2 protein-coding genes are annotated in these 8,390 nt (G+C 42.1%); both read left to right on the top strand.

Annotated features, from left to right (window positions below; genetic code table 11):
• Positions 1 to 115: 115 nt before the first annotated feature.
• The gene (locus LX99_RS25145; protein WP_211319098.1) at positions 116 to 6,541 is read left to right on the top strand and encodes a type I polyketide synthase; all 6,426 of its coding nucleotides are present in this window, start codon (positions 116 to 118) and stop codon (positions 6,539 to 6,541) included.
• Positions 6,542 to 6,674: 133 nt separating this feature from the next.
• On the top strand, positions 6,675 to 8,390 hold a 1,716-nt coding region (locus tag LX99_RS25140; protein WP_146203229.1), incomplete at its 3' end, for a condensation domain-containing protein.

The raw sequence follows: 8,390 nt of genomic DNA, 5'->3' as shown, positions 1-8,390 counted from the left end.
GATCAGCCCCGGTTATTTTGAACGTTTACAGACTCGCAATACGGCTGTACGTGTAAGTGTAAAGCTGAGGGAAGGAAGTTACCGGAACGAATTGAGCCGCTACCGGTACGATGTGGTGATCAAAAAAGAGGGGGAAGCTGATTTGGCTGCCGGCTCATCAATCGTTGAGGATTCCGGGCATGGCTATAATATCCCTTTTTTAAACTTGTTAAATAAAGAAGAGATCATAGAAGAACTGGAAAAGGAGCTTCCGGATTATATGGTTCCGGATATACTGATGCCTATGGATCATTTTCCGTTGACGATCAATGGAAAACTGGATAAGCGGTCCCTGCCCAATCCGCATTTCAGTTCAACATCGGCCTATGTGGCTCCTGTTACCGAAACTGAAAAAATCCTTTGCAATGTGTATGCCGAAGTATTGGGGATTAGCACCAGTAAAATAAGCATACACCAAAGTTTCTTTGAAATGGGAGGCAACTCCATTTTAACTATTCAGTTGAAAAACAGGCTCGGCAGGATTGATGGTTTCGCGGATATTGGCGTAGCTGACTTATTCAAATTCGACACTATTGATAAATTGATCAAGCGGAGCGATAAGGAAAATCAGACAAAATACCATCTGCAAGAGTCGGCTCTGCGCACAAATAGTCATGAAATTGCGGTGGTAGGACTTTCCGGTACATTTGGGAGTGCTTCGAGTGCAGAGGAGCTATGGCAGCTTATCGTTAATAAGAAAGAGGGAATTAAAAGATATAGTTTAGCGGACTGCAGGGCAATAGGGATAGATGAAGCAATATTAAATGATCCTGATTTTATTCCGGTTGCATCACTTGTAGACGAAATCGAATCATTTGACCCTTCATTCTGGGGGATTTCCCCTGGTGAGGCCGGTATTCTGAATCCGCAGATCAGGAAGTTTATTGAACATTGCTGGTTTACACTCGAATCCGCCGGATATATCACACGCAGACGCGATCTTCAAATAGGAGTGTTCGCCGGTTGTGGAGAGAATGATTATCTGCAAGAACATATTTTAAAAGGATCAGGTAGCGAACACGTCAATCGCTGGGAGGCAGCGACCGCAAATATCAAAGACGCAATTGCCACTAAAACTGCCTATTTCTTAGATCTTTCAGGGCCTGCAAATGCTATCAATACAGCCTGTTCTACGGGTTTGGTTACTATTATTGAAGCCTGCAAAAACTTATTGCTAGGCACTTGCAATATGGCACTAGCGGGAGGTGCCTCCTTGTCCATGCCATATAACATAGGCTATAAATATCAGGAGGGAATGATCCTTTCTAGTGATGGACATTGCAGAACTTTTGATCATACTTCATCAGGTACTGTCAGCGGATCTGGCGTGGCGGTTGTATTGCTTAAGCGCCTAGAGGATGCGATCAAGGACGGTGACAGGATATTCGGAGTGATAAAGGGTTATGCGACAAATAATGATGGTAGCCGTAAAACCGCCTATACCGCGCCATCGGTTATTGGGCAGAGCGAATGCATCATCAATGCGCAACAAATGGCAGGTGTCGAGCCTTTTGAGATCGATTATGTGGAATGTCATGGGACGGCGACACGTCTTGGGGATCCTATTGAGATCAAAGCGCTGCGGGAAGCTTTCGAATACCGGCTTTCTTCCAATAAAAGTGATCAAGAGTACCATACAGCAATCGGCTCGGTTAAAGCGAATATCGGTCACACGGACACTGTCGCAGGAACAGCCGGACTGATTAAGCTATGCTATATGATGATGAATAATATTATTCCCGCACAGGTTAATTTCGAGCAGGCTAATCCTGAGTTAAGGCTTAACGAGACTCATTTTCATATACTGAAGGAGAACTACCCCTGGCATTCTGTAGGTGACCGGCAACGTATTGCTGCTGTCAGTTCATTTGGCATAGGTGGCACTAATGCGCATGTCATTTTGGGTGATTATCCCTCTATCGAGCGTCGGGAAACCGAAAAGATAATATCCAGGAAAGCCGAAGATGATGCCCGCTACATTTTTCCGATATCAGCAAAAAGCCGGCAATCCCTTGAACTCTACAAGGAAAAGTTAAAAGAATATATTGAAAGGATCCAGAAGCTGGATGGTCTTAGAACCATTCGCGATATTGCCTTTACTCTCCAGGAAAAGAAAGAACTCTTTGACTTCCGCGCGTCGTACAGTGCATCAACAACTGAGGAATTGATCAGTAAACTCGGGAACGATACGTTTTATATGCAATGTGGTGATTGGAGAGACAATAAAATCATTTTTATGTTTCCAGGACAAGGTGCTCAATTTAAGGGGATGGCGAGGAAGCTTTACGAAAATGAACCTTTTTTCCGAAACCAGGTTGACCGATGTATCGAATTCGCCAATCAGTACCTTAGCGCCGATCTTCGCGCTGTTCTATATGCCGATGGAGAAGATTTCGATTATGATATCAATGAAATTCAATGGTCAGCAATATCCTTGTTTACAATAGAATATTCGTTAGCAAGATTTCTTGAACACATTGGCATTCGTCCCGATGCATTTATTGGTCACAGTTTTGGTGAGTATGTTGCCGCAACCCTTTCGGGTGTTTTCAAATTGGAAGACGCAATTCGTATAGTTGTGACGCGCGGCAAATTGATGCAGCTCATGGAACCCGGCAGTATGCTGGCTATTACCGAAGGGATTGAAGTGGTTTCTGAATTAATTGAGCGGCACAATTGCGAAATAGCCGTAATCAATTCATCAGAGGATGTGGTTGCCTCAGGGAAGGCTGAGGATATAGAAAACCTTAAAGTCGCATTAGAAGAGAAGCATATCAATGTCGTTAAAGTAACGGGTTCTGTTGCCGGACATTCGAGATTGATGGATGGAGCCGTAAACTTATTCGAAGAAGCCTTTCAGAATGTAGTTTTTGAAAAACCAACAGGTATATTCATATCTAACTTGACAGGTAAAATTGCAGGAGAGGAGGTGATGAAAGCCTCGTATTGGAGTAGTCAGCTCAGAAAAACAGTCCATTTCGGACGGGGGATTATGTCTCTGAACGAGCATTATAAAGGCCGGGTCACTTATGTAGAACTTGGGCCCGGGAAAGGACTAAGTTATTTCGTTAATAAATGTAAAAGAAACTACGTATCCAGGCAAATTCAAACGGTACAGCTGCTTATAGGAAGAAAAGAGTTTGAATCAGCTAACTACAAACCGGTGCAAGAGCTGTCTTTTAAGGAGGATTTCAAAGCAAGGCTTTGGGCTTCAGGTACATTTGGGAAATTGAATGACAGCAAGCTTTTTGAATCAGCAAGTATGGTGTTAGATTTACCATTGTATCAATTTAATTTACAAAAATGCTGGCTCGATAAAGGTGTGATGAAAGAACGCCATCAAATCAATCCTATCGATCAGATTTTTTATGAACGAACCTGGATGCGGTCAGGACCGATGCCAAACTTTGAATTAGAAGTTAACAAGGAGAACGCTGATGTTTTAGTGCTTATTCATGGTCAGATCAATCAAGACGACTATTGCAATTCGTTATTAAATCTGTTCATTCGTCGTTTTGATAACTTGAAATATGCGATTCACAGCAGCGGTTCCTCTCAGTGGAATGAACACAAACTAGATTTCGGCGACGGGGTAGCCTTCAGTCAATTCCTTGAAACTGTCTGCAATTACAATTCAATCGACAAGATAATTTATCTGTCTTCCGTAACGGATTTGTATGACCCCGCACTTGATGCAATTGCGGTACAAAACATTTTTGACTGGGCGGCACAGCGCGGGCGTCGCATAAATCAATTTGTATCAGTTTCAGTCGATGGTTACGATATAACAGGCCAAGAGCTGTTACCTAGCGTGCCTTCTCTTGTATATGGGGTTACCAAATCGATAAGTCATGAATATTTTGCTTCTGAAACCAAGGCATTTCATGTTGACGTGGCGTCATGTGATGAACGTTTTCAGGACTACTTCCTTGGAGCAATATTTCAGAACCAGGCTAATGACTTACTGGTGCTGAGAGGGCGTTATGCATGGTTGCCGATGTACAGGGCTCGGAAAATTTCCTCGCAAAACTCAATAGAACGTCTCAGAGTATCCAATGATACAACGAATGTATTGATAACAGGTGGATTGGGCGGACTGGGAAATGTATTTGCAGAAGATCTGGTAAAAGAATCAGTTTATCATAATGTAATTATCATAGGAAGAACAGCAGAGATAGATCTGCCGGAATCTAAGAAGACGAAGTTGAGTAGGTTACGAGAAACTGCGCACCGCATACACTATTGGCAGATTGATATCACAGACACAGGCGCCTCCGATCAGATACAATGCTTGTTGAAACAGGCCGGTATTCATAAGTTGGATATCGTATTGCATGCTGCTGTTGTTTATGCGAAAACTGTAACCAAAGGGAAAACCGCAAGCGAAATTCGGAGTGTGATCTGTACAAAGGCAGGTGGTATCAATACTTTGATCCATATGGCTGAACAGGTGCCCGTGAATTATCTGATAAGCTGCTCTTCACTAGCCAGCATCTTTCCGTCTTTGGGGAATATGGATTACACAGCTGCGAATGTTTACCTGGATGAAATTAGTGTCAGGGAACATAGCGGTATAGAATCCATGCTGTCTGTCGGAATCAATCAGGTTGCAGATAGCGATATCGTTGTCGCGATGGCGACATCGAAAGCCGATGGCCGGGATATGGCGGAGAATACTATTCGGCAGGCCGATTTTCCCAACATCGTCAAAACATTGATAGCTGAAGGCATCAAGGGACATATCATATTATCCCGCTACGATATTGAAAAATTAATTTCGGACACAGAAAGGACAATGCCCGCTATCCGCCTCAGCAATGAATTGGGTGACGCGGTCAAAGTACTCGAAGCCCATTCTACACCATTGGAAAATGAAATCATCCAGATCGTAGGAAAAGTTTTGGGCTTAAAGGAAATTTCATTACGGGATGATTTTCTACGTATAGGGGGAAACTCACTTCTTGCTATCCAGGTTATCAACCTTATCAAGAAAAGGTTTTTTATCGAATTGTCAATTAAGGATATTTTTCAAAATACGGATATCTCCTTATTGGCCGGAGTGGTACAAGAAAAGGTGAATTCCGCAAATCTTACCACCCATATCGCCGAGACAGATAGCACTTATGCTCGCACAATAGTTTTTGAAAAGGAGATACTATATGAAACGTTGAAAAGTCAAACATACAGGTATATGGATTATAAAGCCGGGACCTACAGGCCAAGCAATTTACTTGTACAAAAAGAGCTGGTTGACGTTGATTTAGGCGCGCTGTATAAGGCAATTGATGCTTTTGTTAGCAGGCATGAAAGTTTACGTACATTATTTCTTGATATGGAAAATGAAGTATGGCAAAAGATTATACCTGTGGATATGCAGATGACAAATTTTACCGTCGAAGATATTCGCGGGATTCCCGAGCGAGCTGAACTGATTAAAACAAAAATGGATGAATATTATAACTATTTATTTGATTTTCAAAAAGAGGCATCTTTTAAATGCCGACTGATACAATATGAAGATAATAAAAGCCTGTTCATGCTAGTCATCGATCATATGATCTATGACCATCATGCTATGAAAATTATTGAGAATGAGCCTTTTGTTATTTACGAAGCATTGCGTAAGGGGGGGAGCAATCCTCTGACTCCTTTAAAGTTCCAGTTTAAAGATTACGTCGCCCACCATAATCAACATTTCAGAGGTGAAAAGCTCTTGTATCACCAGAACTATTTCGATAATGTATTTAAGGATCTACCGGCTAAACCTGTTTTCAAGGACCGCAACCGAGGGTCCGATAAAATTGTATTACAAGGTATTGATCCGATTGGTCGTAATGAAGCTACGCATAAAGCTGAAGGAATGGCTTATATATTTATTATACGTGCTGACCTTTTGGACCAAATACATTCGTCCGCTACAGAAATGGGCGTGAGTTTTTTTAATTTCATTTTGGCTGCGTACGCTGTTTTTCTAGGCAGGATAAGTGATCAGCACGAATTTATTATAGAAAGTCCGATGTCAACCCGTGTTAACGACGATTTTTCAAAAATAATAGGCTGGTTGACCGGTATCCTCCTCTCCCGGGTTAAAGTCCGCGAAGAGCTGAGTTTTAGGGAATTAGTTTCTATCTGTAAAAACGATATGCTCGAAGCACTCGAACACATCTATTATCACACCTATGAGCCCCATATCAATGTCGCATGGAATGACCTGGCAACTCAGCTAAACATCATCAATGATAAAAATACGGCTTCCGGCCTGATTGATGATTTCGAATCGCAACATTTCGAGCTGGTCAACATCTATTTTGATATCTCTTTCAATATCCGCGTATTGACAAACGGGATATCCATTTGCTGTACTTATAAAACGGACCTGATTGCACCGTCGGCTATTTCAGATGTCTGCCAATCTTTTGTGAATATCTTAAAGTTGGCGACTAATGAACCCGATCTGAAGATAGGTTTATGGGAAAGTATCCGGAACGAAATTGTCTCTTGAAAACAGAATAGCTGATATCCTAAGTCCTGCAAAAGTAATTATTAATCAGGTCGTTTTAAGTAGTTTGTAATCTCAGATATTCTGCAAAGTCCGCTTGTGCAATTGAAGAAATAGATAAATGTAATACGCTTATATGATAAACAGAGAAACCTATAACCATACAACGCTTCCGATATCCGAGTATCAAAAAGTTTTTTTTCTGGAGTGGGCGTTAAGGCCATCAGAAATCACTTACAACATAGCATATATCCAAAAAGTCAATGGTACGTTGGACCTGCGCAGAATTAAAGAAGCGTGTACTTTTTTTATCAGGAATCATGAAATAGTGCATGCGCAATTCAGCGGGGATGGTACACACTGTTACTATGGCGCTTTCGAGATTGAGGATATATATTGCGAGGGTGTTTTTGATGTTAGTCGGTCCGTCGAAGAACAATTGAAAAATTTCCTGTATAAGCCTTTTGACCTTACAGAAGGACCATTGCTCCGGATCTATGTTTTAAAAAACGAAAGCACTTCTCTACAGGAATATTATTTTTTCTTTGTGGCGCATCATATTATTTGCGACGCCACTTGGGTATCCTTGTTTTTTACCGAAATCGCCTCCCTGTATAATGCCGGAATAGTTGAAATGCAGAGACGCGATGTCTCGGTCAATACTTTTTCTCTCGCCGTCGAACGGGGGAATCTGATCTACGACGAATTTTATAAAGATCAGGCAAAATTATTTTGGAAAGACCTGTTGGAAGACACGCCTTTGCGGACCGAATTACCTTATCGCAGTGGAATTATAGAATCAGATCTGGACAGTTTTCTGGCTGATAAGACCGGAGAGTTTATTTATTTTGAAATCGATAGCAGCAAGACGGAGGAACTAAAAACACACGCAGCAGATAAGGGGGTGTCACTTTTCGTTTTACTGTCAGGGCTATATGGTCTTTGCATATCAAAATTTAGTGGTCAGAAGAAATTTTTTTTGACCTACCCGGTTAACACGCGGCCGGTTGGATTTAGTGATACGGCGGGATGTTTTGTAAATAACATCCCAATGAAGATCGACCTCGATTCTTTTAGTGATTTGGGGCAACTGATCCTTGAACTTACTCTACAACGGCGAAAAGCGAAATTACATCAAGGGTATGCTTTGAGAAGCATTTTAAAGGATCAGCGGAGGGAAAACGAACGTGATATCAATGATTTATTTAATGTCGGGTTTTCGCAAAGTTATCTAAACGCCCTTGCGTTTGACTTGAACGATATGCAAGTAACTCCAATTGATTTGGCATGGAGTATCAATAGCGTCTACGAGTTTGGGCTGCTTTATGACGATCGTTCTCCTGCTCTTCGGTTCAAACTGGAATACCGTAAATGTCTTTTTGATGCTGATGCCGTAGCGAAATTTGTAGATGAGTTTAAGATCGCGATAGATACCTTGATCATGGGTGGATCGCTACTGTCTTCTGAGTTGTCACTGTTACCAGAATCATCTTATGTACAGCAGGTCCGGGACTGGAACCGTACGGATCAGGATTACGATTCAGATCGTACGATTCATCTGGTGTTTGAGAATCGGGCTAAGCTTCTTCCTGAGAATACGGCTGTGGTGTATAAGGGACTATCGCTGAGCTACCGGGAGCTTGAAGAACGTAGTAACCAGCTGGCGCGGCATATCCGGAAGCATTATGCATTGATCAATGGTGTATCGTTGGAGCGGGGGAGCCTTGTAGGCTTGCTTCTGGACCGAAGTTTGGAGTTAGTGATCGGGATATTAGGGGTTTTAAAATCGGGGGGGGCCTATGTTCCGCTGGATCCGTCATACCCGGTTGAACGGATCTCCTATATATTAACA

The sequence above is a fragment of the Mucilaginibacter oryzae genome (genome assembly GCF_003148845.1).
Taxonomy (GTDB): domain Bacteria; phylum Bacteroidota; class Bacteroidia; order Sphingobacteriales; family Sphingobacteriaceae; genus Mucilaginibacter; species Mucilaginibacter oryzae.
The sequence above is the reverse complement of the archived record's forward strand: the minus strand, read 5'-3'. Positions and strand labels throughout refer to the sequence as shown.